Genomic DNA, 25960 nt, shown 5'->3' on the forward strand with positions numbered 1-25960 from the left:
CGAGGCGGTGGAACTTGTTCGATTATTTGTCAGGCGAATAAACAAATCAAGAAAATCCTCTAGCGAATCTCCATGAGCGCCATACTATGATCGACTGAACGCTTAAACAATCACAATCACGCAAAGATTCTTGAGAAAGGCACTCCGATGACTGGATCGTCACCCGGCGCACACATGCACGAAGAGCTCACCTCGCAGCCCGAGACCTGGGCGGCAGCGGCTAATCTGCGCGACGCGCAGGCGCTCCTCCCGGCTGCCGGAGCCCGCATCGCGGTCGTCGGATGCGGAACGTCCTGGTTCATGGCGCAGTCCTACGCGGCGCTGCGTGAGACCGCCGGCCTCGGTGAGACCGATGCGTTCACGGCATCCGAAGCGTTCGTCGACCGGGGATACGACGCCGTCGTCGCGCTCACACGCTCGGGCACGACGACCGAGGTGCTCGAACTCGTCGAGCGCGTCAAGGGCCGCATCCCCACCATCGGCGTGATCGGCGACCCGGAGTCGCCCCTCGTCTCTCTCGTGGACGAGGCGGTGCTGCTGCCGTTCGCCGACGAGAAGTCGGTCGTGCAGACGCGCTTCGCCACCACCGCGCTCGCGCTGTTCCGCGCCTCGCTCGGGGAGGACCTCACTGCGGCGATCGCCGATGCCTCCGCCGTGCTCGCCGCTCCGGCTGACGAGGAGCTCCGCGACGCGGAGCAGTACACGTTCCTCGGCCGCGGCTGGACGACCGGTCTCGCCCATGAGGCGGCGCTGAAGATGCGCGAGTCCTCGCAGTCGTGGACCGAGTCCTACTCGTCGATGGAGTACCGCCACGGGCCGATCGCGATCGCGGCCCCCGGACGGGTGACCTGGCAGTTCGGCGCGGCTCCCGAGGGGCTCCAGGCGCAGGTGGAGGCGACGGGTGCCCGCTTCGTGCAGCACCCGATCGATCCTCTCGCCGAGCTCGTCCGCGTGCACCGGGTTGCGCTCGAACGCTCGCTCGCGCGGGGACTGGACCCGGATCAGCCCCGCAACCTCACGCGATCCGTCATCCTGGACGCATGACGCCGACGCCCGACCGGAGCCGATGATGACCAGGTCCGACCCCGCCGCCTCCGTCCCCGACGTCGTGCGCGACGCCTCGGGTGAGGCGCTCGCCGCGGTTCGCGGGTTGGGCGCCGGTGTGCCGGTGCTGGCCTTCGATGTGGGGGGCACCGACATCAAGTCAGCGCTGTTCGACGCGGACGGGACCGCGCACGGCCTCCGCCGCACCCCGACGCCGATCGTCGACGGGGATCGCACCGAAGTGCTCATCGAACGTCTCGGCGTGCTCGCCGCGGAGCTGCGTGCGGCGCATCCCGACGTCGAACCGCAGGCCGTCGGCCTCGTGGTGCCGGGGATCGTGGATGCGGATGCCGGACTCGGAGTGTTCGCCAGCAACCTCGGCTGGCACGACTCCCCGCTGCGCGATCTCGCCAGCGTGCGACTGGGGCTGCCGGTCGCGTTCGATCACGATGTGCGCGCCGCGAGCTGGGCCGAGCGCCTCCTCGGAGGAGCGCGCGACTATGAGAACGCGGTGGTCCTGGTGATCGGCACCGGAATCGCCGGCGCCCTGCTGGTGGGCGGCGTGCCGTACACCGCGGGCGGGTATGCGGGTGAGATCGGACACTCGCCCGTCGCGGAAGGGCCGATCTGCCCCTGCGGCGCGCGGGGCTGTCTGGAGGCGGTCGCCTCGGCCGGCGCGATCGCTCGCCGCTATCACGCGGCCACGGGGATCGTCCCGAACGGCGCGAAGGATGTGATCGCCCGTGCCGCTGCCGGTGATCAGGCCGCTGCGGACATCTGGAACTCCGCGCTCGACGCGCTGACCCTCTCGCTCGCGCAGCTGACGGCCGTGATCGCGCCGGAGGCGGTGGTGATCGGCGGAGGCCTGTCGCGCGCCGGTGGGGCGTTGTTCGACGAACTCCGCGAACGGCTGGCGGCCCGACTGAGCTTCCACCGCCTGCCTGTGCTCGTCCCTGCGGAGCTCTCCGGCAACGCCGGACTGCTCGGGGCGGCGCTGCGGGCGCGGGAGGTCGCATGATCCTCACCGTCACCCCCAACCCCGCCCTCGATCTCACCTGGCACGTCGACCAGCTCCGCATCGGCGACACGCATCGCGCCGACGCCGGTGCCGTGCGGGCCGGGGGCAAGGGGCTCAATGTGGCCAGGGTCGCGCATGCCGAAGGTGCCGTGGTGCGGGCGATCACGACGGCGGGTGGGCGCAGCGGCGAGGAGTTCGCGGAGGAACTCGGGCGCAGCGGTGTGCCGCACTCGCTGGTGCGGGTCGCCCAGGACACGCGCCGCAGCATCGCGATCGTCGATGAAGCCCTCGGCGACACCACGATCGTCAACGAGCGCGGCCTCAACCCGAGCGACCAGGAGTGGGCGGATCTGCTCGCGGCCGTGGTCGACGCCCTGCCGAGCGCGCGTGTGCTCGTGATCTCGGGCAGTCTCCCGCCCGGCGCCCCTGACGGGTTCCTCCCGCTGTTGATCGCCGTCGCGAAGGATGCCGGAGTGCCGGTGATCGTCGACACCTCGGGGCCCGCCCTGTTGCGCGCGGCAGCGGCCGGCGCATCGGTGCTGAAGCCGAATCGGGCCGAACTCGCCGAGGCGACGGGGATCACCGACCCCGTCGATGGTGCACGTGCGCTACTCGCCCGAGGCGCCGAGCTCGTGCTCCTCTCGCTGGGCGCCGCCGGGATGCTGGCGGTCACAGCATCCGAACTCGTGCACGCCCGCCTGGATGAACCTCTCGCCGGAAACCCGACGGGTGCCGGTGACGCGGCGGTGGCCGCCTGCGCCGTGCTCTACGCCGAAGGTGAGCGCGACCCCGAACTGATCTTGCGCCGCGCGGCCGCGTGGTCGGCGGCCGCCGTGCTGATGCCGCTCGCCGGCGACATCTCCCCGCAGTGGCCGACGCTCGCCGCGCAGCTGCGGGTCTCACGCCCCGACCCCGACTCCGTCCGGAAGGACCTCTCGTGACCCTCGTCTCCGCCCGTGAACTCGTCGCTGCGGCATCCGCTGCCGGCCGGGGGATCGGGGCCTTCAACGTGATCCACCTCGAGACCGCCGAGGGGCTGGTGCGTGCGGCCGAGCTCGCGCAGCTGCCGGTGATCCTGCAGATCTCGCAGAACTGCGCCGACTATCACGGGGGGCTGGAGCCGATCGCGCTCGCGACGCTCGCCGTGGCCCGCCGTGCGGCGATGCCGGTCGCGGTGCACCTCGATCACGCCGAGCGTCCCGAGCTGGTCGACGAGGCGATCGCCCTCGGATTCGGATCGGTCATGTTCGACGGCGGCGTCCTGCCCTACGACGACAACGTCGCGCTCACCTCCGCAGTGGCTGCCCGCGCCCACGCGGCCGGCGTCTACATCGAGGGCGAGCTCGGCGAGGTCGGTGGCAAGGACGGTGCGCACGCGCCGGGGGTACGCACGGATCCGGACGAGGCGCGGGCGTTCGTCGCCGCGACCGGTGTCGACGCGCTCGCCGTGGCCGTCGGATCGTCGCACGCCATGATCGACCGCACCGCCTCCCTCGATCTCGACCTGATCGCACGCCTGCATGCGGCGCTGCCGGTTCCCCTGGTGCTGCACGGCTCATCCGGCGTGGCCGACGACGTGATCGCTCAGGCCGTCCGCGCGGGCATGGCGAAGATCAACGTGTCGACGCATCTGAACGGCCACTTCACGCGCGCCGTCCGCGGGGTGCTCGATGACGATGAGCGTCTCGTCGACTCGCGCAAGTACCTCGCGCCGGCGCGCGAGGCGCTGGCGGTGGAGGCTGCGCGCCTGCTGCGGCTGTTCGCGCTCGCCGAGGACGATACGGTGGCGGGATGACACCCCTCGCGCACACGGCATCCGCCCGGGGGCGGCGATGAAGCGCGCCGCGCGGCTGAACGCGATCCTCGACCTGCTGGCCGACGCCGGCGAGGTGACGGTCGAGGATCTGGTCGAGCAGTTCGGCGCCTCGGCCGCGACCACCCGACGTGACCTCGACTCGCTCGCGGAGCAGCGACTGCTCACCCGCACGCACGGCGGAGCGGTCGCGCAGGCTGTCGCCTATGAGCTGCCCATCCGCTACAAGAGCCACCTCCGCACGCACGAGAAGGCGGGTATCGCCCAGGCCGCAGCCGACCTCGTCGCCCCCGGCATGGTCGTCGGACTCTCCGGCGGCACGACGACGACCGCGATCGCTGCGGCCCTTGCCGCGCGCGACGACCTCGCGGCCGGCGCCGGCATCACGGTGGTCACGAACGCCGTGAACATCGCCGCCCAGTTGGCGACCCGCCCCGACATCAAGGTCGTCGTCACCGGCGGCGTCATCCACTCCCGCAGCTACGAGCTGGTCGGCCCCTTCGTGGAGCAGCTGCTGCGCGGCGTGCGTCTCGACATCGCCTTCATCGGCGTGAACGGCATGGATGCCGAATCCGGCGCGACCACGCACGACGAACGCGAGGCCGCCGTGAACCGCATGATGGCCGAACGCGCCCGCCGCGCGGTGGTGGTCACCGACAGCAGCAAGCTCGGTGTCGTGGCCTTCGCCGCCGTGGGTGGCGTCGATCTGTTCCCGACCGTGCTGACGGATGCCGGAGCGGATGCGGCCGCGGTCACCGCGCTCCGTGACGCCGGGCATGAGGTGCTGCTCGCGGGGTGACGGGGGTCTCGCGGGTCGGAGTCAGTCGGCTGCGGCGGAGAGCTCCGCGATCCACTCGACGGCGGCGATCGCCTCTCGGCGCTGGAAGTCGCGCAGCGTCGTCATCCCCGGCGGGGCAGGAAGGCGGCATTTCTCGAACCAGCTCCCGGCCACCGCGGCCAAGAGCGCCACATGGTCATCCGTGCGGGATCTCCCGAATGCCGGGTGGTCGAGCAGCGGTGCCACGTTGGCGGTGGAGTCTTCGACGCGCAGGTCCAGTAGGTAGAGGAGTGCGTCTTCCCAGCCCGCTCCTCTCGCTGCCCACGGCCAGTCGAGCAGGCGCGCGCGTCCCGACGAGTCGATGAGGATGTTGTCCGCTCTGAGGTCAGCATGGAGGAGCCGATCGCCCGCGACGGCAGAGGGTGCGCGTTCTGCGGCTGCACGCAGCAGGTCGACGTTCGCCACGCACCAGGGGGTCGTCGTCTCCAGGAGTCCTTCGGCGACAAGCCTGCTCCAGGAGTGCGCATCGTCGGCCAGCTCGTCGGAGAGGCGGGGGAGCGTCCGGTCTGCGGGGACGGCCGCCAGCGCGGCGATCGCATCGAGGACGTGCGCGGTGTCGGCCGAGGAGACGGAGCGTTCCGGGTGCAGCCCCTCGACATCCTCGATCACGAGCACGGTCCAGTCGTCCTGTGTGAACGCACCGACGAGGTGCGCGGCGGGAAGCTCGCGGGGGATCGCCCGCAGCACTTCGGCCTCGCGGGCATAGAGCTCGAACGTCCCCTGCGTCGTCGTCGGCACCGCCTTGACGAAGAACCGCTGCCCATCGGCGAAGGTGACGCGGGAGGCGATACCCGCGGAGAATCCTCCGGTCTGGGTGTGCGCCTCGCGGACCTCGGCGCCCGCCACGCGCTCGACGCGGCGCTGGATGTCAGGAGGAAGCTGTGCCCAGTCGATTCGTGCCATCGGACGATCCTACGGGGGCCTTCGTGCTCGCCCGGTACGAAGGAGATCTCGCGTTATGAAGGAGCGGATGCGGCGTCTGGGCCTTCAGGACGCGAGATCTCCTTCATGTGATGCGAGGGGCTTCCGGACGGGCTCGAAGGATCAAGAGGCAGCAGCCGGCGCGAATCTCAGCTCGCCGCGGCGACGACTCCGATCAGTTCCTCGCTGGTCGCGTCGAACCGGTCGAGTGACCCCTGCGCGCGCGCGACGATGACCGCTCCTTCGCAGGCCGCGATGAGCAGGGCGGCGAGAGACGGAGCGCGGTCTGCGGACACTCCGCCGGACGTGAGCAGGGCAGTCAGGGTCTCCTGCCATTCCCGGAAGACTCCCGCGGCGGTATCGACGAGGGCATCCTCCTCCGCGGCGACTGTGACGGCGACGACGGCGCATCCTGCCTGGAAATCGGAGGCGACGAGCACGTCGCGCCAGAGCTGGACGAACGCCCGCGCGACCTCGGTGGCCGGTTGATCTCGATGCTTCTCCAGCTCGGCAAGGGCGCGGCCCTGCGCGAGGGCGAGCGCCTCGGTCACGAGCTGATCCTTCCCCTCGGGGAAGTGGTGATAGATGGATCCTCGTGGGGCCCCCGACGCGGCGAGCACCTCGGAGAAAGAGGCGCCCTGCAATCCTCGTTTCGCCAGAAGGATCGCGGCTGTGCGTACCATCCGCTCCCGTGCCTCAGAGACCATTTCTCCCTCTCGTATTGACTATGACGCCAATCATATTCTATCGTTCTATGACGCTCGTCATAATTCTGACGACACCTGACCCGCGAGGAGATCGCCATGCCCATGATCGACATCTACGCCACCGCCGGAACCTTCCCCGATGTTCACGCGCTCGCTGCCGAGGCCGCCGCTACGGTGAAGGACGTCGAGCAGGTTCCCGACATCCCGATGTTCCGCACTAACACCGCCGCGTTCGTGCACGAGCTGCCCGCGGGCAGCATCTCGAACGTCGACGGAGCTTCGAACCACGTGCGGGTGCAGGTACTCACGAACGCCGGCGCACTCGACCGGGACAAGCAGATCGCCGTTGTGCGGCGATTGACGGATCTGGTCGCCCGGGCCGCCGGCGATGACACGCTCACTCAGCGCACCTGGGTCACCCTCGGTGAGGCAGCGCCCGGCGGATGGGGACTCTGGGGCCACGCGCACACCAACGACGAGATCGTCGCCGCCGCCCGTGCCGAGATCGCATCGCTGCAGGGTGGAGGCGCGGCCTCCTGATCAGCGGCCGCCCACCCACAACGAAGGCCCCGGCGTCCCCACGACGCCGAGGCCTCGCGAGCGCGTCACGGCTGCATACCGCTGCACACTCTGAGTAGTTGGTGTCCGTGTCGTCTCGCACTCCCCAGTGCGCGAGACTCCGCGTTGACTGCGCCTCCCTTGCGCCTCGACCTTCCGAGGCCCTCCGCATGACACCTTCCGAAGAACAGGAGCGCTTCCCCTCCCCGGTGATACACCGAATGGAGAAAAAGTTCAGAATCCGCTTCCGTGGCACTGGAACGGCGCGCGATGGCCGGTCGAGACGGATGCCGCGGCCAGCGCTGCGGCAGGGGTCGCCCCGGCCGCGAGCTCCCCGTGCACGGCACCCAGCAGCTCGCACGCCACGTCATCCGGCACGACGACCGGAGCCGCGATCACGCACCGCGTCCCCGCGTGCAGCCATACCCGCGTCATGCCGAGCGCCTCCTCGCCCCAGCGCACCGAGGAGCGGCCGAGTTCGCACGCGGAGAGGATCACGGTGTCGGGCACGGTCGGGATCAGATCGACGTCGTAGCCGAACAGGGTGCCGTCGGCGAGCTCGAAGCCCGAGAACAGCGGGTTGTCGACGGCATGGCGACCGTGGGCGGCGATGTGCAGCAGATCGGTCGAGCCGGCGAGTGTCGTGACGGCCGAGACGGTCGCCTCCGCGCCGTGCAACTGCACGGGAGATGCGCCCCACGCCGCGGCGGCCTGCTGGATCTCCTCACCGGCGCGCGGCACGCGAGGACCCGCGGCGAACCCGATACGGTCCCCCGTCTCGTGCGGGCCCCGACGATCGCCGCTCCACCGCGAGACCGAGGTCGCGAGGGTGAACGGGGTGCCGTGCATGCCGGGCAGCATCGCCCAGGGCACCCCGGCGAGGATGCCGGGCGATGTCACCACCAGTTGCCGCGCCGATCCGCGCACGGGCGCCAGGAGCTCGGCGTCGAGCAGGGCCAGGCGCGCGTCGAGCGACCGGGCGATCACCTCCGCCATCGGCCCACCACGTGTGAGGGCGGCCACGTCGAGATCGGCGCGGAGCCCGTCGAGCGCGGACTGCACGAGTGACAGGGACAGGTCGACGATGCGCGCCGTGGATGCCGTCACCACGACGCAGTGCAGCGCCGTCCCGGTGAAGACGTACGCGAGCACCGCGGTGTCGGCATCGAGCAGGGCTGTGGTCGCCGCGAGGTTGATGCGTTCACGCGTGCCCCCGGAGCGGGTCGAGGACCATTGCCGCTCCCGCACCCGATCGCGCAGCACGCGCACGCGGGCATCGGTGGTCCAGTCCTGACCGGCGAGGTCGGCGCGCAGCATCCGCAGTTCTGCGAGATCCGTGGCGAGGGCGTCATCGTGCGGAGGGCGCAACGGCGCGACCTGCTGGCTGAGGTGCCGTGCCCGCTCGGACCAGGCGAACAGCGTCTCCGGATCACGGGTGCGCGCGGCGGCGGTCAGCCCGGCGAAGACGAGCTCGCTCCCCTGCATCGCGACCGATGCCTGCAGGTCGAGCGCGCCGAACGACTGCTGCCATCCCGCGAGCAGGTCGAGGCCCTCGGCCGCCGCGCGCAGGGCGTCACGGGGGCGTCCGGCCGAGGCGGCCCTCGCCGCCCGCACCTCGTGCACACGCAGCCGTAGCGGCGCGGGAGCATCGTCCGCCACAGTCGGCAGCCGTCCCCCGCCCTCGCGCCGCGCGCTGAGGCGCAGTGCGGTCGCCTCGGTGCGCAGACCGCTGCGGTCGAGGGCGGATGCCGTGCGTCGCACTTCATCGTCGTCGGGGCGGGTACGCGTACCGGCGCTCAGCCCGGCTTCCAGTCGCACGGCGTCGGCGCGCGCCTCCCACCCGGCACTGCCGAGTGCGGCGAACCGGCGGGCCGCAGTACGTGCCGTGCGTTCGGCGGCCGTCGCATCGTGGCGCAGCAGGGAACGGGCGAGATGGAGCTCGGCCTCGCCCCGCGCCTGCCGCATCCGCTGCGCCCCGAACTGCACAGCCACGCGGCCGAGCAGCGCTTCGGCCTCCGTCGTGAGGCCGGCGTCGCGCAGCACCTCGGCGCGATCCAGGTCGCTGATCGCGGCGGCCAGGTCGCTGGTCGCCGCGAGAGTCGGCCGCGAACGGGTCATCAGTGCGAGAGCCGTGACCAGGTCGCCCCCGAGCAGCGCCGCGTAGCCGAGGTTGTGTCGCGCTTCGGCGAGAGGCTCCTCGTCGCCGTTGGCCTCGTACACGGCGACCGCACGCTGCAGGTCGGAGATGCAGGCTTCGAGCTGATGCTGCTGCATCCGCAGCATCGACCTGTTCATGAGGCAGTTCGCGAGTTCGGTGGTCTCCGTGCGCATCGCGTCGATGGAACGCGTGAGCATCGTCTCGGCCTCGTCGAGCCGTCCGGAGTGCATCAGCAGCGTGCCGAGCTGTCCGCTCAGCACCGCGACCGTCTCGTCGCGCAGTCCTTCGCGGTCGAGGGCGTCGCGGCACAGGCGTTCCGCCTCCGCCGGCTCCCCGGTCTGGGCGAGCACATAGGCCCGGGTGCCGTCGATGCGGGCGCGCAGGTCGGGATCGTCCGTGCGGGCGGATGCCGTCGTCAGCGCACGCCGGGCCGCCGCGAACCGTCGGGAGTTGGCCGCTTCGACCCCGCGCCGGTGCAGCTCTTGTGCGGACAGGGGCATCCACTCAGAATGCCGTGCCCCGGCCCCGGGCGGAAGAGCCGGAGGCCTTGTCCAGGGGCAGCGTCCTGGTTTGTTCGCCCGGCGGCTCAGTCCACGGACGGCGAAGGCAGCGTCGCCAGGGCGGCCTTGACGGCGGATGCCGCGTCCACCCGCCCGACGCCGATGACGCCGAGGTGCCCGGCGATGAGGCCGGCGACGTAGGGGGCGGCGAACGAGGTGCCGCTCCACACGGCGAAGCCGCCGCGGTAGTCGTCCGGGTCGATCGTCTCACGGTGCAGCCCGTCGACATCGGCCCTGGTCGTCGCCTGGGCACCGCCGACGAAGGCCGGTGAGGTGCTCACGACGGCCGCACCCGGCGCGTACACCCGCACCCAGGGGCCGACGTTCGAGAACAGGGCGACCGATCGCGCCGACGGATTCAGCGCGCCCACCGACACGTGCGGGGCGCCGTGATCCGGCCCGATGCCGTTGTCGGCGCCGGGCCAGGGCCAGAGCGATGCCGGGAACGAGGGACGGTCGATCGCGTCGTTGCCCGCCGAGCACACGACCACGCATCCGAGCTCGCGCGCCTTCGCGAGCAGGGCGTACAGGGTGCGGCTGAACTGACCGTCGACCGGGGTCTCGTGGTAATACCCGAGCGACAGGTTGAGCACGTCGATCGGATGGCCGGTCTTCGGGTCCTCCCGGTAGCGCCGCAACAGCTCGATGACCTGCGCCAGGCTCTCGAGCAGGGCGCTCTCGTCCACGACGCCGAGCGCCCCCGCCACCCGCACCGACACGATGTCGGCATCCGGTGCGGCCTGTCGGATGATGCCGGCGATGAAGGTGCCGTGTCCGGCGACCGCATCGATCTCTCCGTCCAGCTGCCCGTAGAGGTCGGGGTAGCGCTCGGGGTCGGCGTCATCCGTGAGTCCGATCGGGACGCCGTCGAGTTCCAGGTGCCGGGTCACGATGTCATCCGGCAGCCAGTCATGCACCCCGCAGCCCGTGTCGAGCACCGCGACCACGGGCCGACGGCCGCGCTTCGGCGCAGGTCCGCGGCGTGGTGCGGGTCCGAGCCAGGTCACCGGCTGTCGCGCCCCTCTGCCCGGTTCGAGGTAGTCGTCGCTGCCGCCCGCGCCTCGTCCTTCCACGGGGTTGGTGCGGCTGAACGGGTTCGTCCGACTGAACGGGTTGGTGCGGCTGAACGGATTGAGCCCGACGGGGTCGATCGACAGCACGTGCTCCAGGCCGGTGCGCGGCATCACCGAGCGCGACATGCGGCGTGCCCGCTGCAGCACCCGCCACGCGTCCGGCGCGACGGGGGACTCCCCGCGCCCCGGCTCATCCGGCGTGGTCAGGTGCGCGCGCAGGAATCCGGGCACACCGGGAACGAGCTCCCGGGAGACGCCGTCGCCCTGTTCGATCTCGAGCAGCCATCCGAAGCTGTCCGCAGCGTCGCGCAGCGTGCGGATCTCGCGGTCATACGCCTCGTTGTCCTCCACATCCTGGGTGATGAGCAGCCGTTCGGGGAGATACGCGGTGGGGAAGGCGCGGATGCCGTCCACGGGTTCCAGGCTCGGATCGAGCGCGGTGCCCCGCCGGATCGATCCTTCCGCGCGGTCCTGCCAGGTCCACCCTCGGGGCTGCTCCATCGGTCATCCTCTCCGTGCGGGTGGTCCCGCGCCCGTGCGCCCGAAGGCGGTCTACAACTCGAACTGCGGCGTCGACAGCGTGCGGGGCTCCCCGTCCACGCCGGTCGTCGTCAGATGCACCCGCGTGAGTCCGGGTGGTACTTCGTCGAACGAGAATCGTCCGGTCTCGGCCGGCTCCGTCGCACGCGACTTCTCACCCTGCACGAGCGTGATCTCGGCAGTGGCGGTGTCGACCCATCCGTCGACACGTCGGCGTCGGGATGCCGTCGTCGTCACGTGCAGCAGGATGCTGGTGACCCCGTCGCTGAACTGCAGGGTCAGCGCATCGGCATCTCCCCGCACCGATCCCAGCTCGCTCTCCACCAGCGTCAGCAGGGCGTATTCATGGCTCAGCCCGTCGGAGGCGACCGCGGCGATCATGCGGTCGATCAACGTCGCCGGAACCGGGTCGACCTCCCGCCACAGAGCGCGCAGCTGCGCGAACACCTCGGCATCTTCCTGATCGCTCATGCGAACCCTCCTGCGCTCGGTGCGGTCGGCGCGTCCAGCACGGCGCGGAGCTTGGCGAGGCAGCGCTGGCGGGTCGGACCGATGCTCCCGATCGGCATGGCCAGATCAGCCGCGAGGCGGGTGTAGTCGGGGCGGTCCTCGAACGCGATCACGCGCAGCAGTCGCTGGCAGCGTTCGGCCAGGCGCTTCACGGCCGCCCAGAGTCGCCGCTTCTCGTCGCTGAGCGTCGCGTGCTCCTCCGCCGACTGCTGCTCGGGGAGGAGGATGTCGAGGTCATCGGCATCGGTGGTGTCCACGCGACCCTGCGCCTTGCCCACACGCCAGGCTTCGCGGCGGGCTGTCGTGGTCAGCCAGGCGGAGACCGCCCGAGCATCGGCGATCGAATCCTGGCCGCGGACCAGCTGCAACCAGGTGGTCTGCACGACGTCTTCCGCGAGCGTCCGCTCGAGCCCGTAGGCGCGCACGACGTGCCAGAGCACGGGCGTCATCAGACGCACCAGCTCGTCCATCGCGCGACCGTCGCCCTCGCGCCATGCGTCGAAGAGATCCGCCGCCCGCTGCCACCGCGAAGGCCCGTTTTCCGATGCAGGATCGAGAGCGGCGCCGGGTGCACCGTCGATCATGAAGCCCATTGTGATCACACCTACCAGGAGCACGGCAAGGGTTTCCTGATACATCGGGCGTCGCAGCATCCGTTTCGGCATCGTTCCGCAGGGACTGCCACGCGGTGTGCAGGAGAACCTGCCGAACGCAGGACCTCTTCGCGGTGATTCCTCCGGAAAGGGGAGCATCCTCCTGCAGAACGTGAGGATGACCGAGCCGATAGCGTGGAGAGGTGATCCCCCTCGCCATCGTGCTCTTCCTCAATGCCGCCTTCAACGCCGTCGTCTGGCCGCAGTTCTACAAGCGGGTCGCGAAGGATCCGCGGGCCCGCGACGAGAACGGCAAGGCGACGCCGTTCCTCACCGTGCACGTGGTGCTGATCTCGATCGCCCTCGTGCTCGCGCTCGTCTCGGCGCTCCTCGGCATCGCCGCTCTCACCGGCGCGCTGTAGTCGGCGGGGGCCGGCCCTCAGCCCTGAGCGACCGGCTGCTGCAGCTCGGTGATCCAGTCCAGCTGGTCCTCGGACTCCGCCCGCACGTACACCTCGCGGCACGGCCCCTGCGCCTGGAGTCCGCGGGCGTTGATCGCGTCGTACAGCGCCTTCCAACTCTGATCGATCTTCGCCATCTCGCCCCGGTGCACGCCCGAGACCGCGCTCGCCGCGGCCGGCAGCTCCACGATGTCGACCCCGTCGAGCGTTGGACCGTCGTAGACGAAGCCGGCCGTGATGCGCACGCCGTTCTCGTCCATGTCGTACTCGGCGATCGGTGTGGCCAGCGAGGCGTCGACCGCGGCCAGCGCATCCGCGACACGGTCGAACAGCGGGCCGACGACGGCCGCCACCTCGGGCTGTGTCGCCACCGTCTCGGTCAGTGCGGCCAGCCGTACGGCGGGGAGGGTCTTCTCGGTGATCTCGATCTCGGACATCGGTGTCTCGCTCTCTCCCGCGCCGTGGCGGGTCCGGTCAGTGCTTCTGCGCCTCGCGCCCTGCGAGCCTGCGGCGCAGCGCGGGTCCGAGCAGATGCAGGAGTGCAGCCACGATAGCCCAGAGCGCGAGCGCCGTCAGCGCGACATCGCCGGCCAGGGCGAGCCAGTCCACGGTGGTCGGAACGGGATCGACCCGATCGCCCACGATCTCGACCGTGGTCGGGTAGTCGGCGGGCTGGTAGCGGCTGAGGTCCTGGTGATACCAGGGGATCGGCCATCCGAAGGCCACGTCACGCAGTTGCGAGGGCGCGTGCACCGTCACGGAGATCAGGTGCGCGATCGTCCAGGTGGCGGCGAGGGCGGCGGCGAGCAGTCCGGCCGCCTGCACGGCGATCGCCGGCCATCGTCGTGACTGCATCGCTCCTCCTCGGGGCCCTGCCGCCCACACGCCACCCTAGAGGAGTGCGATGCGATGCCTGCTTCGACGCCTCACCGCACCTCGAACTGCTTCGCGTGCGCGGCCCACTTCGACTCGACCGGGAGCGCGCGCAGGGCCCGGTTGCCGATGGCCAGCACGACGGCGATCAGGCACAGACCCGCGCAGACGAGGATCGTCCCCTGTCGCCCGAACACCGTCAGACCGAAGCCGGCGATCAGCGGCGCGATGGGCATCGCTCCCATACCCAGCACGCCTGCCGCACTGTTGGCGCGGCCGAGCAGATGCGACGGGGTCGCGACCATGAAGTAGCCCATCATGCCGGCGTTGAGCGAGGGCAGCAGCAGCACCGCGGCGCCCAGCACCGCGACGATCGCCCACGGTACGGTCACCATCGAGAGTCCGATCACGGCGACGGCGGCGACCGCGAGCCCGGCGATCGTCAGGACGCCGGCACCGATGCGCGGCACGAGCAGTGGGGCGACGATCGCGCCGGCGAGCATCGCGATCCCGATCCCCGCCGAGATCGTGCCGATCAGGAGCTCCGGATAGCCGTCCTGCTGCAGCGCGTAGATCGCGGTCGTGATCGCGGCGTTGAAGCCCAGGTTGATGATCGTGATGATCAGGAGCACGCCGCCCAGGTCGGGCCGGGAGAACAGCCAGGCGAAGCCTTCGCGCATCTCCCGCCAGGCGTTCGGTTTCGCGGTGGGGGCGGCGTCGAAACCGGGATCATCCGTCGCGGCGCCGGCGGGGCGCGGCCCGGCGCGCCGGGGCTCGTCGGCATCGTCTCCGTTTTCGCTCGAGCGGCCCCGACCGAGCATCCATGCGGTCAGCGCGGCGATCAGATGGCAGACGGTCATCACGACGCCGACGAGCCAACCGCCCACACCGAGCAGCAGGCCGCCGAGCGGTCCGCCGGCGAGCTGGAGTGCGGCATCGCGCCCCTGGTTGGCGGCCTGCGCGCGCCCCATGCCGTCGTCGGGGACGATCTCCTTGATCGCGCTCTCGCCCGCGACGTCGAACAGTCCGCTCCGGGCCGCGAGCAGCACATCGATCACCAGCAGCGTGGTGAAGGTAAGCGAGCCGGAGAGCGCGAGGGCCGTGAACGCCCCCGCGAGCAGGATGCCGAGCAGCGATCCCCACAGCATCAGGCCGATGCGCGGATGCCGATCGGCGAGGATGCCGCCGGCCAGTGTCGTGAGCAGGCGGGCGACCATCGCGGCGGCGCCGATGATGCCGGCCTGAGCGGGGTCGTTCGTGATGATCAGGGCGAGCAGGGGGATCGCGAAGCCGAACAGTGCGCCGGCGAGTCCTTTGCTCGTATCGCTCACGAGCCAGGTCAGGTAGCGGGTGTTGCGCCACAGGCGGTGCGGGGCGGTCACGGTGGTCATGGGTCGAGAGTAGATGCGCAAGAACAATTGCGCAAGTCTTATTGCGCAATTTCCTGTGCGGATAGACTCGCGCTATGAGCGAGGAGCAGAAGCGACCCGATCCGGTATGGATGACGTCGGCCATGCTCAAGGCGTACACGCATCCGCTCCGGCGACAGATGCTGCACCTGTTCCGACAGCGCGAGTACCTGCGGGCCGCCGACATCGCCGAGGCGCTGGATGTCGCGGCCAACAGTGCGAGCTTCCACCTGCGCGTGCTCGCCGACGCAGGGCTGATCGAGGAGGCTCCCGAGCGTGCTCGCGACCGCCGTGACCGCGTATGGGTCGCGCGCAGACAGTCGCTGAGCGTCGGAGGACCCGAGAACCCGGTCGCCGACGAGGTGCTCGGAGGGGTCATGATCAACGCGGTCGCCGAGGAGCACAGCGAGATGCTGCGCCGCGTGCTCGCCTGGACGCCTGAGTACATCAGCGGACGCACGACCGAGACGCACGCGGCGCTCTCGCAGCGCTCCGTGCGGTTGACCGGTGCCGAGTTCGATGCGCTGATGGAGCGCATCGAGGATGTGATGTCCGAAGCCGTCGAGGCGCACGACCGCGATGATCCGGACAGCCGTGCGTGGCAGATCGACCTGCTGGCCGCCGACGACCGGATCTGACCCGTCCGCTCCCGGAGCGGGAGATGCCGTGCCGGGAACGACGAATGCCGCGCCGCACGGTGAGTGTGGGCGCGGCATCCGATGTCCGGTGCGGGTGAGCAGTGCTCAGGGGATCGCCCTCCGGAAGGCCAGGAACGAGACCCCGGAGAGCACGGCGACCGCGAGCAGTCCCCACAGGGCGAGGCCGAAGGCGCCGAGGGTGCCGATCGTCTGCCAGACATCGAGCCACAGCTCGAGCCGCGTCGCGAGGAACACGAGTCCGACCAGCACCAGCGCGAGTCCGATGCCCACGATCGTGAGGACCAGCGGGCCCCAGCTCTTGTAGATCGTGGCGCCCGTGAAGCCGAGCACGAACAGCAGCAGCGCGAGGGTGAAGTAGACCACGAAGGCCCCGATCGGCCCGGCCTCCCACAGCCACGGCAGGTAGAACATGTACCCGTTCAGACCGTAGCCGTTCGTGGCCATCTCGATGCCGGCGCCGATCAGGAAGATCGCGCCGAGGAACGCGCTGCCCAGGATCGCGGTGAGCAGGGTGCCGGTGAAGAACTCCCGTCGGGTGATGCTCATGGCCTGCGAGAACGGGAACGTGAGGGTCATCGCCGAGATGCCGATCGCGAAGAAGTACCAGAGCGGTGCCTGGCCCGCCCCGATGTACTTCGGCCCGTCGCCCGGGATCATCGCGTAGATCAGCACCCCGAGGACGGTGACGCTGCCGAGGATGAGCAGCGGCACCCAGATGAAGGTCTGGCGGTTGATCAACTGCAGGCGGATGACGTTGAGTGTGCGTCGCATCAGCGGACCTCCTCTTTCACGGCGGACTGCGCTTCGGCCTTCTGGGTGAGCCGGACGATGAGCTGCTGCAGCGAGACCGGAGCCAGGTCGAGCCCGAGGGCGGTGACCTCTGCGCGATCGGCGGCGGACAGCGCGCCCAGCACGGTGACCGAGGCGACGCGTCCGAGCGACTCCCGGTGGAGCACCTCGCGGGTGCCGACCCATGCGTCGACCGTCGTGGCGTCGCCGACGAGGGTGACCGCGCGGTCACGCACGGCATCCGTGTCCTCGTTCAGGAGGATGGTGCCGTTGTCGATCACGATGACCTTCTCGATGAGGTTCGAGACCTCGTCGATCAGGTGCGACGAGAGGATGACGGTGCGCGGGTGCTCCGCGTAGTCCTCGAGCAGCCGGTCGTAGAAGATCTGCCGTGCGACGGCGTCGAGTCCGAGGTAGGGCTCGTCGAAGAACGTGAGGTCGGCGCGGGAGGCGAGTCCGATGATCACGCCGACCGCCGAGAGCTGACCGCGGGAGAGCTTCTTGATCGTCTGCTTCATCGGCAGCTGGAACTGCGCGATGAGCTCATCGGCGAAAGCCTGGTCCCAGTTCGGGAAGAACAGGCTCGCGGCCTTGAACGCGTGCTTCGGATAGGCGTCGTCCGGGTACTTCTGGCTCTCGCGGACGAAGCAGATGCGGCCGAGGACCCGCGTGTTCTCGTAGGGGTGCTCTCCGAAGACCCGGACCGTGCCGGAGGTCTCGAAGTTCTGGGCCGTGAGGATCGACATCAGCGTCGTCTTGCCGGCGCCGTTGCGACCGAGCAGGCCGTAGATCGCGCCCCCTTCGAGGGTGAGCGAGACATTGTCGAGCGCACGCGTGTCCTTGTAGCGCTTGGTGAGGTTCTGCACCTCGATGACGGCGGTCATGCGGGGGTCTTCCCTTCTGCGATGGTGGTGTGCGCGGCGCGCTGCCGGAGCAGATCCGCGAGGTCTTCGGCGCCGAGTCCGAGCGTGCGGGCCTCGGCGAGGAGCGGGTCGATGTAGCGGTCGGCGAAGGCTGCGCGCCGTTCGCCCAGAAGCAGTTCCTTGGCGCCGTCTGCGACGAACATGCCGATGCCGCGGCGCTTGTACAGCACTCCTTTGTCGGTGAGCATGGCGACTCCCTTCGCTGCGGTGGCCGGGTTGATGCGGTAGAACGCCGCGAGCTCGTTCGTGGAAGGAGCCTGTGACTCTTCGGCGAGAGAGCCGTCGATGATCGAGTCCTCGATCTGCTCGGCGATCTGGAGGAAGAGCGGCTTGCCTTCTTCGATCACGAGTCCTCCGGTCGGTTAGTGAGTTAGTTACTCGACTAAGTAACCATGTAACCGGAGTCGTGTCAAGGGGTCGTCGGAACTAGGGCTCCCGGCGCTGCTCTCGCCAGTCCTCGACGATCTGCAGCATCCGTGTCGAGAGGAAGCGGAAGAACTCGGCGAGTTCCAGAGCGCGATCGTGCGCGCCCTGGTCGTCGGAGTGCTCGGCGGCGATGTCGTCGATGTACGCCGAGAGGCGGGAGTAGACCGGCATGTTCCCGACGATCGAGCTGACGAACGGGTCGTGCACGAACTCGTAGCGGTCGCGCCGGTCACCCGGCCGCGAGCGCCGCTGGATAAAATGCAGCTGCTGCAGGTAGCGCACGGCGCCGGAGACCGCGGCCGCCGAGACGCCGAGACGCTCGCAGAGCTCCGCCGCCGTGTACCCGCCCTCGGGGGCCGCGACCAGCGCCATCATCACCCGCGCCGGCATGCGGGCCATCCCGGCGGCGGTCATCATCGCCGCTGCCTGCTCCGCCGGCTCGATCCCGCGGTGCGCCGACACGGAGTCGACGTCGTCGGTGCTGTCGTCGGGCATCGGTCCTCCTAGGCGCCGGGTGCCAGCTCGCGGCACCGCATCAGAGTCAGGGCGGCCGTGCCGCCGGCGGCCAGCGTGAGCACCAGCCACCACAGGCCGCGTGCATCCACCCCGCTCCCGTCCACCATGGGGGTCACGGCGAACGGCGAGAGGTTCGCTGTCCACTCGGGCAGACCGAACAGCGGCCCGAACATCCCGAGCAGGGCGGCGAGCAGGACGAGACTCCAAGCCACTGCCGCCGTCGCCCGGGGCAGCAGCACGAACACCAGCGCGGTGAGCACCGCGAAGATCGCGGCGGCGACCGCCTGTCCGAGGCCCGCCACCGCGACGATGCGGTAGAGCGCCTGATCGCCGCCGTTCGACCAGACGCCGACCCACGCGGCGGCCACAGCGGCCGCGATCACGATCAGCACCGCGGCGACGCCCACGATCACGAAGTCCGAGAGCCAGCGCACGCGGCCGACCGGGGTGGCCAGCACCGCCTCCGCGGTGCCTCTGGCCTCCTCCTGCCGGGCGCGCACCACGGTCTGCACCGCGCAGCACGCCGCGAGGATGCCGAGCAGCGTGAAGAACACCGTCACCACGACCTCGTCGAGACCGCCGGTGGTGCCGCCGATCTTCTTCAGGATGTCGGCGACCGCGGGGTTCTCGCCGGAGATCTGGTCGACCAGGCCGCTCAGCGTCGTCGCGAGGATGCCGGTGATGGCGCCGCCGACCGCCCATCCGACGATCGAGCCCGACGTCAGCCGCCACACCAGTGCAGGAGACGACGTGAGAGCGGCGGGTGCCGAGACGCGTCCTCTCCGCTCCGCCACGAAGCTGGCATCGATGTCGCGCAACGACTGCAGGCCCACGGCCGCCGCGGCGAGGACGAGCCCGAAGGCCAGCGCGAGGAGCGCGGGTCCGACCAGGTCCGCGTCGTACGGGCGCGTCTGCTCCGCCCATCCGAACGGCGACAGCCAGGCGGGCCAGGCGCTCGTCATGCGGGACAGGTCGTCGCTCGGCGTGCCGGCCGCATTGCCGATGCCGCGGATCAGGAAGGTCGCCACGAGCACCCAGATGGTGAGGGAGTTCGCTCCGCGCGACGTGCGCATGAGCTGCGCGGCCAGCAGCGCGATGCCGAGGAACGCGATGCCGCATGCGCCGGCGGCTGCGCCCGCGAGCAGCGATCCGGCTGTCGGCAACCCCGTGGCGATCAGTGCCACCGCGGTCAGGGCGGCGAGGACGAGGTTCGCGAGGATGCCGTGCACGGCGGTCGCGACCGTCGGCAGTCGGCGTCCGGCCGGTGTCGCCCATACGAGCTCGGATCGTCCGGCCTCCTCATCGCCCCGTGTGTGCCGCACCGCCAGCAAGGTGCTCATCAGAGCCGCGAGCAGCGCCAGCCACGGCAGCACCTCGAAGGCGAGGAACGCCCCCTCGGACGTGCCGGACGGCAAGCCGCGGAACATCAGGATCACGGGGTTGGCGAGGGCCGCGGCGAGGATGTTCTGCCGGTCGGCGAGGGTCGCGTACGACTGCGTGACACCCGCGTAGCCGGCGAACGCCATCAGCGCGGTGCCGAGGATCCACAGGGTCAGCTGCAACCAGTCCCTGCGCAGCCGTTGTTGCAGCAGCACGCCGAAGCGGGACATCACGCACGACCGCTCTGCGCGCGCCGCGCACGACGGGTGCGGGGTGCGGCGTCATCCGTTCCGCCGTCTTCCGCGGCCTCGAGGGTCGCGAGGTCGTCGCCGTAGTGGCGTAGGAACAGCTCCTCGAGAGAAGGAGGCGCGACGCGCAGGTCGCTGATGCCGAGCGCGGCGAGGGCGGGCAGCACGGCCGCGGTGCGGTCGCTGTCGACGGCGAGACGGATGCGGTCGCCCTGCGCCACCGGGTCGTGCACGTCGGGGATGCGCGCGACCTGCTCGAGCGTCGCTCCGGACGGGGTGAACGACACGTCGCTGCGGGTGAGGTGCCGCAGTTCGCCGAGCGTGCCGGTCTCGACGATCCGACCGGCGCGGATGATCGATACGCGATCGCACAGCTGCTCGACCTCGCTCATGATGTGGCTCGACAGCAGCACGGTCGCGCCGTTCGCCTGGGCGCGCGCGACCTCGCGCTGGAAGATCACCGCCATGAGAGGGTCCAGGCCGCTCGTGGGCTCGTCGAGGATGTACAGGTCGGCGGGTACCGCGAGCGCCGCGATCAGTGCGACCTTCTGCCGGTTGCCCTTCGAGTACGCGCGCCCCTTCTTGCGGGGGTCGAACTGGAAGGCGTCCGTGAGGCGCTTCTTCTCGTGCTGATACGCGTCGTCCTTCGTGCGGGCGCCGCGGAGCCGGGCGAGCAGATCGACGGCTTCGCCTCCCGACAGGTTCGGCCACACGCTGACGTCGCCGGGGACGTAGGCGATGCGCCGGTGCAGGTCGACGGCGTGCTGCCAGGGATCTTCGTCGAACACGGTCGCGGCGCCGCCGGTGCGGCGGGCGAGGCCGAGGAGGATGCGGATCGTGGTGGACTTGCCCGCGCCGTTCGGGCCGAGGAAGCCGTGCACCTGCCCCTGCTCGACGGTCAGATCGAGGCCGTCGAGAGCATGCACGTGACCGTAGTGCTTGGTGAGATTCTGAGTCGCGATGACGGTGGTCATGCGCGGGAGCGTACGCCTGATTCACAATGTTGTGAATACTGCGAAACAACCCATGCGAAATCCTTACGGGCGCCGCGTACAGTGGGCAGGTGCCGGAGTTCCCCTACAGTCGCCTGCGCCGGTGGCCCGACGTCGAAGCGGACAACCTCCAGGCCCATGACGCGACGGATCTGCTGCTCGTCGAGAGGGCGCTCGAGACCATCGATGCCCGTGGCCTCGACGGCTCAGAGGTCGTCGTGATCGGTGACGAGTACGGCGCGATCACGCTCGCCCTGACGGATGCCGGGGTGCGCGGAATCCGGGTGCATCAGGACCTGGCGACCGGCCGCCGCGCGCTCGCCCGCAACGCCCAGGAGCTCGGACTCGACGGTTTCGGTTCGCACGAACTCGACGCGGACCTGCTCGCCGGCGCACGGCTCGTGCTGCTCCAGCTGCCGAAGGCGCTGGCCGAGCTCGAGCAGATCGCGGATGCCGTCGCCCGCTGGGCTGCGCCCGACGTCGCGCTCATCGCCGGCGGCCGTGTGAAGCACATGACCCTCACGCAGAACGAGGTGCTCGGGCGCAGCTTCTCCCGGGTGCAGGCCGAGCGCGCGGCGCGCAAGTCGCGACTGCTGGTCGCGGAGGGGCCGCGCGAGGTGCCGGAGACCCCGCCGTTCCCTGTCGCCGCGGCGCATGACGGCTTCACGCTCGTGGCCTTCGGCGGGGCGTTCGCCGGCCCCCGGATCGACATCGGCACGCGGGTGCTGCTCGACGTGCTCGGTGCCGGGCGTTCACAACTCCTCCACGCCGCGCCCACCGTGATCGACCTCGGATGCGGCACCGGCGCCCTCGCGATCGCCTACGCCCGCGCGCATCCGGACGCGCGACTCATCGCCACCGATCGCTCGGCCGCAGCCGTCGCCTCGGCCCGTGCGAGTGTCGCGGCGAACGGCCTCGCCGACCGGATCACCGTGACGCATGACGATGCCGCGTCCGACCTCCCCGACGCCGGCGCCGATGTCGTGCTGCTGAATCCGCCGTTCCACCTCGGCAACAGCGTGCACGTCGGTGCGGCGACCCGCCTGTTCGAGGCCGCAGCGCGGTTGCTGAAGCCGGGCGGAGAGCTGCTCACGGTCTACAACTCCTCGCTCTCGTATCGACCGGAACTGACCCGTCTGATCGGTCCGACCGAGCAGCTGCAGCGCACTGCCAAGTTCACCGTCACGCGCAGCATCCGCCGCGGCTGATCCTCTCCGCGAGGGGTCACGAAACGCCCCCTCCGACCCCCGGGTCGCGGCGTGTCTCGACCCCTCACGGCACCCGGAACCAAATCCACGCAATCCCCGGTCAGACGACGAAACCCGAGCATCCTGCGCGGGCGGGATTTGCCCCTGACCGGCCATTTCGTTACGTTGGAATGCGGGCCTGACGGTCCGAAGACCAGTCCGCGGTCACGTCCTTCTTTCGATGAGCTGTGCTGCGAAGAGGCGTGGGCGTACGGTCGATGCTCTATCGCGGTGGATCCGAAATCCGCCGTCCGCGCCGCCACAGCACCTTTCTCGAAACGGCCGGGAGGATCACCCGGGCGTAACCGAAGCAGGCTCAGCCACCCGAAGGCGAGCCGCAGGGGAAACGTGTCCGAAATCGCTCTTGAAGCGCGCAATCTGTACAAGGTGTTCGGGAAGAATCCGAACGCCGCCGTCCGTCGACTGAAGGCCGGTGAGAGCAGAGCCGACGTCACCGATTCCGGAACCGCCGCCGTCATCGACGCCAGCTTCACCGTGAACCGTGGAGAGATCTTCGTGATCATGGGGCTCTCCGGCTCCGGCAAGTCGACCATCATCCGCATGCTCAACGGCCTGCACGAGACCACCGACGGCTCCGTCATCGTGAACGGCGACGCCATCACCGGCATCCCGGCCTCACGACTGCGCGAGATCCGCCGCGATCGCATCTCGATGGTGTTCCAGCACTTCGCCCTGCTGCCGCACCGCACGGTGGCCGCGAACGTCGCCTACCCGCTCGAGCTCAAGGGTGTCGGCAAAGCCGAGCGCCTGGCGAAGGCCGAGGAGATCCTCGGACTCGTCGGCCTCGAAGGACAGGCCGAGAAGCTGCCGTCTGAACTCTCCGGAGGCATGCAGCAGCGCGTCGGCATCGCCCGCGCGCTCGCGGCAGACAGCGACATCCTGCTCATGGACGAGGCGTTCAGTGCGCTCGACCCGCTCATCCGTCGCGAGATGCAGGAGCAGCTGCTCGAACTGCAGGAGAAGCTGCAGAAGACCATCGTGTTCATCACGCACGACCTCAACGAGGCGATGTTCCTCGGTGACCGGATCGCGGTGATGCGCGACGGTCGCATCGTGCAGATCGGCACGCCGGAGGACATCCTCACGGACCCCGCCAACGACTACGTCGAGCAGTTCGTGCAGGACGTCGACCGCGCCCGCGTGCTCACGGCGGCGAACGTCATGGAGCGCGCTCGCCCCGTCGTCCCCGACACCGCCGGACCGCGCACGGCACTGCGCCAGATGCGCGACGCCTACATGTCGGCCACCTACGTCACCGGCCGTGACCGCAAGCTGCTGGGCATCGTGACCGACCGCGACGCCGTGAAGCTCGTGCGCAACGGCACCTCGACGCTGCGTGACGTCATCAAGCCCGTGCCGCAGAGCGTGAGCGAGGACGAGGTGCTGATGAACCTGTTCGTGCCCTCGGTCGAGTCTCCGCTGCCCCTCGCGGTGACGGATGCCGAAGGCCGTCTGGTCGGCGTCATCCCTCGCGTCACGCTGCTCGCCGCCCTGGGCCCCGGCCCCGGTGCGACCGGTGAGTTGACGCTGCCCCTGCTGCCGATGCCCCAGGCCGAGATCGACGCCGTGCTGGATGACGGATGGACGGCGGATCCGCCCCCTTCGACGAGTTCAGGGACCCAGGCCGGTTTCGGTTCTGGCAGCGACAACATGATCGGGGAGGTGCGCTGATGGATGGTTTCCGCATTCCCATCGGAACCTGGGTCGCGACCGGCGTCGACTGGATCAAGGCCAACCTCGACGGACTGCTCGACGTGGTCTCGTTCGTCGTCAACTTCCTCGTCGACTCGCTCACCCGCGCGCTGCTGAGCCCGCACTTCGCGGTCATCATCGTTCTCGCCGCCCTCATCGCCTGGGTCGTGCGCTCCTGGCAGCTCGCGATCGGCACGGTCGTGTCGTTCGGACTGATCGTCGCCATGAACCTCTGGGTGCCGGCGATGCAGACGCTCGCCCTGGTGCTCGTCGCCGCGGTCGTCGCCGTGCTGATCGCGGTGCCGCTGGGCATCTGGTCGGCGCGCAACTCCTCGGTGCGCGCGGTGCTCAAGCCCGTGCTCGACTTCATGCAGACCATGCCGGCGTTCGTGTACCTGATCCCCGCGATCGTGTTCTTCGGCATCGGCGTGGTCCCCGGACTCGTCGCCACGGTCATCTTCGCGCTGCCTCCCGGCGTGCGACTGACCGAGCTCGGCATCCGCGGCGTCGACTCAGAGACCGTCGAGGCCGGCCAGGCCTTCGGCGCGAAGCCGGGTCAGATCCTGCGCGGCATCCAGCTTCCGCTCGCGATGCCGACCATCATGGCCGGCGTCAACCAGGTCATCATGCTCGCCCTGTCGATGGCGGTCATCGCCGGAATGGCGGGCGCCGACGGCCTGGGGAAGATGGTCGTCGAGGCGATCTCGACCATCAACATCCCCAAGGGTGTGGAAGCCGGCCTCGGTGTGGTGCTGATCGCGGTCTTCCTCGACCGCGTCACGGCCGCCCTGGGCTCTGCGGGCCAGAACCCGTCGTCCCTGCTCGGCGTGCTCGCACGCCGCCGCACGAAGCAGCGCGTCGATGCGGCATCCGCTGCGTCGCACGAGGAGCAGCCGGCCGCCGAGCGCACCCCCGCCCTCACGCCCTGACCCCCCCGCAACACCGCAACACAGCACGCAGCACCGACGAACGAATATCCATACGGAACCAGAAGAGAGATCACTATGAAGAAGAAGATCCTGACCATCGCGGCGCTCGGCGTCGCGGCATCCCTCACCCTCGCCGGCTGCAGCGGCGACGGCGCGGGCGGAACGGGTGGCACCGGCGGCGGCGACGGCGCGACGGGTGACAAGGGCACGATCACGCTGGGCTTCCTGCCCTCGTGGACCGACGGGCTCAGCACGGCGTACCTGCTGCAGGACCAGCTCGAGAAGATCGGCTACACGGTCGAGATGAAGACGCTCACGGAGGCGGGCCCGCTCTACACCGGCCTCGCGCAGGGTGATGTCGACATGTACCCGTCGGCGTGGCCCGACCTCACGCACGCGTCGTACATGAAGAAGTACGGCGACGACATCGAGGACCTCGGCACGTACTACGACAACGCCAAGCTCACCATCGCGGTGCCCGAGTACTCCGAGCTCACCTCGATCGAGGACCTCAAGGGCAAGGGTGCCGACTTCGACGGCAAGATCATCGGCATCGAGCCGGGTGCGGGCCTGACCGAGCAGACCGAGAAGATGATCCCGGCGTACGGCCTCGAGGACGAGTACCAGCTGGTCACGTCGTCGACCGCCGCGATGCTCACCGAGCTCAAGGCCGCGACCGACAAGCAGGAGGATCTCGTCGTCACGCTGTGGCGTCCGTTCTGGGCCAACGATTCCTTCGGCATGAAGGACCTCGAAGATCCCCAGGGCGCCATGGGCGAGGCCGAGGGTCTGCACTTCCTCGGCACCAAGGGCTTCGCGGACGAGTTCCCCGAGGCGGCTGAGCTGGTCGAGAAGATCAAGCTCGATGACGAGCAGTACGGCGCGCTGGAGGACCTGGTCGTCAACGAGTACGGCGAGGGCAAGGAAGCGGACGCCGTGGATGAGTGGCTGAAGCAGTACGGCGACCAGTTCGACTGGGTCGTCACCAGCTGATCTGACCGGCACCCGCCGCGCGGAGACTCGCTCCCGTCGCACTGCTCGTCGTTCCCGGTCCGCCGGGTG

General features: G+C 69.9%; 27 protein-coding genes. 12 read left to right on the top strand and 15 right to left on the bottom strand.

All coding sequences use genetic code 11. The features are described from left to right. The first annotated feature begins 147 nt into the window (after positions 1–147). Genes FB560_RS17190 through FB560_RS17210 form a run of 5 tightly spaced genes read left to right on the top strand, consistent with a single transcriptional unit; the run spans position 148 to position 4674 of the window. Complete coding sequence (locus FB560_RS17190) at positions 148–1044, top strand: SIS domain-containing protein (protein ID WP_141873832.1); 897 nt, start codon at positions 148–150, stop codon at positions 1042–1044. Between the two features lie 25 nt (positions 1045–1069). Then, the gene (locus tag FB560_RS17195) at positions 1070–2062 is read left to right on the top strand and encodes an ROK family protein (RefSeq protein ID WP_141873834.1); all 993 of its coding nucleotides are present in this window, start codon (positions 1070–1072) and stop codon (positions 2060–2062) included. After that, positions 2059–3003: a 1-phosphofructokinase family hexose kinase gene (locus FB560_RS17200; protein WP_141873836.1), complete on the top strand. Its 945-nt coding sequence runs from the start codon at positions 2059–2061 to the stop codon at positions 3001–3003. The genes FB560_RS17195 and FB560_RS17200 overlap by 4 nt, the downstream gene beginning before the upstream one ends. Further along, positions 3000–3857, top strand: a complete 858-nt coding sequence (locus FB560_RS17205) for a class II fructose-bisphosphate aldolase (protein WP_141873838.1) — start codon at positions 3000–3002, stop codon at positions 3855–3857. The genes FB560_RS17200 and FB560_RS17205 overlap by 4 nt, the downstream gene beginning before the upstream one ends. A 37-nt stretch (positions 3858–3894) precedes the next feature. Further along, positions 3895–4674 carry a DeoR/GlpR family DNA-binding transcription regulator gene (locus tag FB560_RS17210; RefSeq protein ID WP_141873840.1) on the top strand — a complete coding sequence of 260 codons (780 nt, stop codon included), beginning with the start codon at positions 3895–3897 and terminating at the stop codon, positions 4672–4674. A gap of 21 nt (positions 4675–4695) precedes the next feature. Here the strand turns inward: FB560_RS17210 and FB560_RS17215 are convergent, their stop codons facing one another. Then, a complete protein-coding gene (locus FB560_RS17215; protein ID WP_141873842.1) occupies positions 4696–5616 on the bottom strand; it encodes a phosphotransferase in 921 nt (306 codons plus the stop codon). A gap of 167 nt (positions 5617–5783) precedes the next feature. Beyond that, on the bottom strand, positions 5784–6317 hold the full coding sequence (locus FB560_RS17220) for a TetR/AcrR family transcriptional regulator (protein ID WP_141873844.1): 534 nt from the start codon (positions 6315–6317) through the stop codon (positions 5784–5786). A gap of 120 nt (positions 6318–6437) precedes the next feature. Here FB560_RS17220 and FB560_RS17225 point away from each other — a divergent pair, with 120 nt between their 5' ends. After that, positions 6438–6881 (top strand): tautomerase family protein, encoded by a 444-nt coding sequence (locus FB560_RS17225; RefSeq protein WP_141873846.1) that lies wholly within the window; start codon positions 6438–6440, stop codon positions 6879–6881. 252 nt (positions 6882–7133) lie between these two features. Here the strand turns inward: FB560_RS17225 and FB560_RS17230 are convergent, their stop codons facing one another. From FB560_RS17230 to FB560_RS17245, 4 genes are all read right to left on the bottom strand, one after another. Then, a complete protein-coding gene (locus FB560_RS17230) occupies positions 7134–9557 on the bottom strand; it encodes a CHAT domain-containing protein (RefSeq protein WP_141873848.1) in 2424 nt (807 codons plus the stop codon). A gap of 86 nt (positions 9558–9643) precedes the next feature. Further along, positions 9644–11191 (bottom strand): S8 family peptidase, encoded by a 1548-nt coding sequence (locus FB560_RS17235; RefSeq protein ID WP_141873850.1) that lies wholly within the window; start codon positions 11189–11191, stop codon positions 9644–9646. Positions 11192–11242: 51 nt separating this feature from the next. Further along, entirely contained in the window at positions 11243–11701 is a 459-nt protein-coding gene (locus tag FB560_RS17240; RefSeq protein ID WP_141873852.1) for a hypothetical protein, read from the bottom strand. Then, positions 11698–12324 (bottom strand): RNA polymerase sigma factor, encoded by a 627-nt coding sequence (locus FB560_RS17245; RefSeq protein WP_229672960.1) that lies wholly within the window; start codon positions 12322–12324, stop codon positions 11698–11700. Before FB560_RS17245 ends, FB560_RS17240 begins: the two co-directional genes overlap by 4 nt. A gap of 212 nt (positions 12325–12536) precedes the next feature. On the opposite strand from FB560_RS17245, the gene FB560_RS17250 reads away from it, so the two are divergent. Continuing rightward, a complete protein-coding gene (locus FB560_RS17250) occupies positions 12537–12755 on the top strand; it encodes an SCO4848 family membrane protein (RefSeq protein WP_141873857.1) in 219 nt (72 codons plus the stop codon). A 17-nt stretch (positions 12756–12772) separates the two neighbouring features. Here the strand turns inward: FB560_RS17250 and FB560_RS17255 are convergent, their stop codons facing one another. The 3 genes from FB560_RS17255 to FB560_RS17265 form a co-directional block, all read right to left on the bottom strand. Next, positions 12773–13231, bottom strand: coding sequence for a GyrI-like domain-containing protein (locus tag FB560_RS17255; protein ID WP_141873859.1), 459 nt, complete (start codon positions 13229–13231; stop codon positions 12773–12775). A 37-nt stretch (positions 13232–13268) separates the two neighbouring features. Continuing rightward, a complete protein-coding gene (locus FB560_RS17260; RefSeq protein WP_141873861.1) occupies positions 13269–13649 on the bottom strand; it encodes a hypothetical protein in 381 nt (126 codons plus the stop codon). Between the two features lie 71 nt (positions 13650–13720). Beyond that, positions 13721–15058 carry an MFS transporter gene (locus tag FB560_RS17265; protein ID WP_141873863.1) on the bottom strand — a complete coding sequence of 446 codons (1338 nt, stop codon included), beginning with the start codon at positions 15056–15058 and terminating at the stop codon, positions 13721–13723. A 74-nt stretch (positions 15059–15132) separates the two neighbouring features. Between FB560_RS17265 and FB560_RS17270 the strand changes: the two genes are divergently transcribed. Then, positions 15133–15714, top strand: coding sequence for a winged helix-turn-helix domain-containing protein (locus FB560_RS17270; protein WP_141873865.1), 582 nt, complete (start codon positions 15133–15135; stop codon positions 15712–15714). A 105-nt stretch (positions 15715–15819) separates the two neighbouring features. Here the strand turns inward: FB560_RS17270 and FB560_RS17275 are convergent, their stop codons facing one another. The 6 genes from FB560_RS17275 to FB560_RS17300 all read right to left on the bottom strand — a co-directional run bounded on the left by FB560_RS17275 (position 15820) and on the right by FB560_RS17300 (position 20991). Beyond that, on the bottom strand, positions 15820–16506 hold the full coding sequence (locus tag FB560_RS17275; protein WP_141873867.1) for a hypothetical protein: 687 nt from the start codon (positions 16504–16506) through the stop codon (positions 15820–15822). Continuing rightward, complete coding sequence (locus tag FB560_RS17280; RefSeq protein ID WP_141873869.1) at positions 16506–17408, bottom strand: ABC transporter ATP-binding protein; 903 nt, start codon at positions 17406–17408, stop codon at positions 16506–16508. Before FB560_RS17280 ends, FB560_RS17275 begins: the two co-directional genes overlap by 1 nt. Beyond that, positions 17405–17794, bottom strand: coding sequence for a GntR family transcriptional regulator (locus FB560_RS17285; protein WP_141873871.1), 390 nt, complete (start codon positions 17792–17794; stop codon positions 17405–17407). The genes FB560_RS17280 and FB560_RS17285 overlap by 4 nt, the downstream gene beginning before the upstream one ends. Before the next feature lie 79 nt (positions 17795–17873). After that, positions 17874–18368, bottom strand: a complete 495-nt coding sequence (locus FB560_RS17290) for a GbsR/MarR family transcriptional regulator (RefSeq protein ID WP_141873873.1) — start codon at positions 18366–18368, stop codon at positions 17874–17876. A gap of 8 nt (positions 18369–18376) precedes the next feature. Next, positions 18377–19999 (bottom strand): ABC transporter permease, encoded by a 1623-nt coding sequence (locus FB560_RS17295; RefSeq protein ID WP_141874604.1) that lies wholly within the window; start codon positions 19997–19999, stop codon positions 18377–18379. Then, positions 19999–20991 carry an ABC transporter ATP-binding protein gene (locus tag FB560_RS17300; protein ID WP_141873875.1) on the bottom strand — a complete coding sequence of 331 codons (993 nt, stop codon included), beginning with the start codon at positions 20989–20991 and terminating at the stop codon, positions 19999–20001. The genes FB560_RS17295 and FB560_RS17300 overlap by 1 nt, the downstream gene beginning before the upstream one ends. Positions 20992–21080: 89 nt before the next feature. Here FB560_RS17300 and FB560_RS17305 point away from each other — a divergent pair, with 89 nt between their 5' ends. The 4 genes from FB560_RS17305 to FB560_RS17320 all read left to right on the top strand — a co-directional run bounded on the left by FB560_RS17305 (position 21081) and on the right by FB560_RS17320 (position 25891). After that, positions 21081–22217, top strand: a complete 1137-nt coding sequence (locus FB560_RS17305; RefSeq protein ID WP_141873877.1) for a class I SAM-dependent methyltransferase — start codon at positions 21081–21083, stop codon at positions 22215–22217. A gap of 387 nt (positions 22218–22604) precedes the next feature. Beyond that, positions 22605–23948 (top strand): quaternary amine ABC transporter ATP-binding protein, encoded by a 1344-nt coding sequence (locus FB560_RS17310; protein ID WP_229672965.1) that lies wholly within the window; start codon positions 22605–22607, stop codon positions 23946–23948. Further along, complete coding sequence (locus tag FB560_RS17315) at positions 23948–24898, top strand: ABC transporter permease (protein ID WP_141873879.1); 951 nt, start codon at positions 23948–23950, stop codon at positions 24896–24898. The genes FB560_RS17310 and FB560_RS17315 overlap by 1 nt, the downstream gene beginning before the upstream one ends. A gap of 75 nt (positions 24899–24973) precedes the next feature. After that, positions 24974–25891: a glycine betaine ABC transporter substrate-binding protein gene (locus FB560_RS17320; protein WP_141873881.1), complete on the top strand. Its 918-nt coding sequence runs from the start codon at positions 24974–24976 to the stop codon at positions 25889–25891. The last annotated feature ends 69 nt before the right edge of the window (positions 25892–25960 follow it).

Source organism: Microbacterium saperdae (assembly GCF_006716345.1).
Classification (GTDB): domain Bacteria; phylum Actinomycetota; class Actinomycetes; order Actinomycetales; family Microbacteriaceae; genus Microbacterium; species Microbacterium saperdae.

What these genes read in the sequence shown, in the direction of transcription:
- FB560_RS17190 (WP_141873832.1), top strand. Translation starts at nt 148, where the DNA reads ATGACTGGATCGTCACCCGGCGCACACATGCACGAAGAGCTCACCTCG.
- FB560_RS17195 (WP_141873834.1), top strand. Translation starts at nt 1,070, where the DNA reads ATGACCAGGTCCGACCCCGCCGCCTCCGTCCCCGACGTCGTGCGCGAC.
- FB560_RS17200 (WP_141873836.1), top strand. Translation starts at nt 2,059, where the DNA reads ATGATCCTCACCGTCACCCCCAACCCCGCCCTCGATCTCACCTGGCAC.
- FB560_RS17210 (WP_141873840.1), top strand. Translation starts at nt 3,895, where the DNA reads ATGAAGCGCGCCGCGCGGCTGAACGCGATCCTCGACCTGCTGGCCGAC.
- FB560_RS17215 (WP_141873842.1), bottom strand. Translation starts at nt 5,616, where the DNA reads ATGGCACGAATCGACTGGGCACAGCTTCCTCCTGACATCCAGCGCCGC.
- FB560_RS17220 (WP_141873844.1), bottom strand. Translation starts at nt 6,317, where the DNA reads ATGGTACGCACAGCCGCGATCCTTCTGGCGAAACGAGGATTGCAGGGC.
- FB560_RS17225 (WP_141873846.1), top strand. Translation starts at nt 6,438, where the DNA reads ATGCCCATGATCGACATCTACGCCACCGCCGGAACCTTCCCCGATGTT.
- FB560_RS17230 (WP_141873848.1), bottom strand. Translation starts at nt 9,557, where the DNA reads ATGCCCCTGTCCGCACAAGAGCTGCACCGGCGCGGGGTCGAAGCGGCC.
- FB560_RS17235 (WP_141873850.1), bottom strand. Translation starts at nt 11,191, where the DNA reads ATGGAGCAGCCCCGAGGGTGGACCTGGCAGGACCGCGCGGAAGGATCG.
- FB560_RS17240 (WP_141873852.1), bottom strand. Translation starts at nt 11,701, where the DNA reads ATGAGCGATCAGGAAGATGCCGAGGTGTTCGCGCAGCTGCGCGCTCTG.
- FB560_RS17245 (WP_229672960.1), bottom strand. Translation starts at nt 12,324, where the DNA reads ATGATCGACGGTGCACCCGGCGCCGCTCTCGATCCTGCATCGGAAAAC.
- FB560_RS17255 (WP_141873859.1), bottom strand. Translation starts at nt 13,231, where the DNA reads ATGTCCGAGATCGAGATCACCGAGAAGACCCTCCCCGCCGTACGGCTG.
- FB560_RS17260 (WP_141873861.1), bottom strand. Translation starts at nt 13,649, where the DNA reads ATGCAGTCACGACGATGGCCGGCGATCGCCGTGCAGGCGGCCGGACTG.
- FB560_RS17265 (WP_141873863.1), bottom strand. Translation starts at nt 15,058, where the DNA reads ATGACCACCGTGACCGCCCCGCACCGCCTGTGGCGCAACACCCGCTAC.
- FB560_RS17270 (WP_141873865.1), top strand. Translation starts at nt 15,133, where the DNA reads ATGAGCGAGGAGCAGAAGCGACCCGATCCGGTATGGATGACGTCGGCC.
- FB560_RS17275 (WP_141873867.1), bottom strand. Translation starts at nt 16,506, where the DNA reads ATGCGACGCACACTCAACGTCATCCGCCTGCAGTTGATCAACCGCCAG.
- FB560_RS17280 (WP_141873869.1), bottom strand. Translation starts at nt 17,408, where the DNA reads ATGACCGCCGTCATCGAGGTGCAGAACCTCACCAAGCGCTACAAGGAC.
- FB560_RS17290 (WP_141873873.1), bottom strand. Translation starts at nt 18,368, where the DNA reads ATGCCCGACGACAGCACCGACGACGTCGACTCCGTGTCGGCGCACCGC.
- FB560_RS17295 (WP_141874604.1), bottom strand. Translation starts at nt 19,999, where the DNA reads ATGTCCCGCTTCGGCGTGCTGCTGCAACAACGGCTGCGCAGGGACTGG.
- FB560_RS17300 (WP_141873875.1), bottom strand. Translation starts at nt 20,991, where the DNA reads ATGACCACCGTCATCGCGACTCAGAATCTCACCAAGCACTACGGTCAC.
- FB560_RS17315 (WP_141873879.1), top strand. Translation starts at nt 23,948, where the DNA reads ATGGATGGTTTCCGCATTCCCATCGGAACCTGGGTCGCGACCGGCGTC.
- FB560_RS17320 (WP_141873881.1), top strand. Translation starts at nt 24,974, where the DNA reads ATGAAGAAGAAGATCCTGACCATCGCGGCGCTCGGCGTCGCGGCATCC.